Source organism: Micromonospora sp. DT81.3 (genome assembly GCF_049847225.1).
Taxonomy (GTDB): domain Bacteria; phylum Actinomycetota; class Actinomycetes; order Actinomycetales; family Microbacteriaceae; genus Microbacterium.
Window position 1 is genome coordinate 1 of sequence record NZ_JBNCNY010000046.1, and the last position, 1,099, is coordinate 1,099.

General features: G+C 58.7%; 1 protein-coding gene. It reads right to left on the bottom strand.

What is annotated here, in order from left to right; all coding sequences use genetic code 11:
- The coding region (locus ACPW96_RS23270; RefSeq protein WP_425886118.1) for a hypothetical protein at positions 1–562 on the bottom strand (562 nt) is incomplete at its 3' end.
- Positions 563–1,099 lie beyond the last annotated feature (537 nt).

Here is a 1,099-nt window from a genome sequence, read left to right on the forward strand (position 1 = left end):
CTAGCCTTCGAAGCTCCGTCATGAGTTGGCCATAGCCGACATTTCCGACGCCGATAAGATCTTCATTTATCGCTTCACGGAACGACGAGTTGTCGAACGTTCCTATTTCGGCACTCGCGCCGTATGCCTCATCCGCGCGGAAGAGTGTGCCATTTTCACCGAGCCAGATCTGGCCGAGCTTGTTATGGAAGTCTTTCCAGTCGTCGCCTGTGCGGTCGCCGTGTAAATCGCCGGACTGGTACGGGCGGTCCTCAACGTCACGAACCAACCATCCACGAACGCCGGCTCTGCTGTAGTCGAACCTGCGTCCCTTGGAAACGGCAAGTCCAGCGACACGGCTGGCCTCCGCCAGGACGTCAGTCTTTGTCACCTCAGCCACAGTTGTCGTATGCCCATGCTTCGACGAGCTGTTCTTATCGGCGTTGCGTGCATTCACGCCGTCGCTTGCCTCACTCTTCCCTTTCTTCTCAGTGTGGCCACCAGTTCCCGTTGGCATCTGTTCTGCGGAGCGCACGATCGGAGTAACGGTGTTCTGGAGGTTCGGAGGAAGGTCAATGGGCACGGTTGCTCCTATCATCGATCGAGCAACAATCTGTTGCCGATGACCTTTCGGCGCCAAGCACCACTTTTGCGATGGGGCGATTCCAGTGACGTGGCCCGGAGTCGATGACAGGGAAGCCAGCGAGCACATATCCTCCTTTGGGGCGGTGATTAGGATCGAACGGTCGTGTCGGCGACGCTCCGACAGACCCGCTCTTGGCCCGGCGCGCCGAGTCCGAATGACGGCTGCAACCTGCACGGCATCTCTGAAGGACCATGCAACGGTGGCCTACAGGCGAAGGGCCTGGGAGTGTAACCTCAGCAGTTCATCACGCGCGGCTTCGAGTTGGCGATGAGCAACCAAGAATGCGGTACGCGCGGCAACCAGCCGCGGATCAAAGGGCTGATCCACGTCTTCCTTTTGTGCGTAACTGTGTGTCCAGGTCATCGGTCTGCTTTCCTCAACGGTGTGTGTCAGTGACGGTACGCCGCGTCACAGGAGGTCCGGTCCGGTCATTGACGCAATGCCGACGCTATAGGACTTCAGGGGGTGTTACCA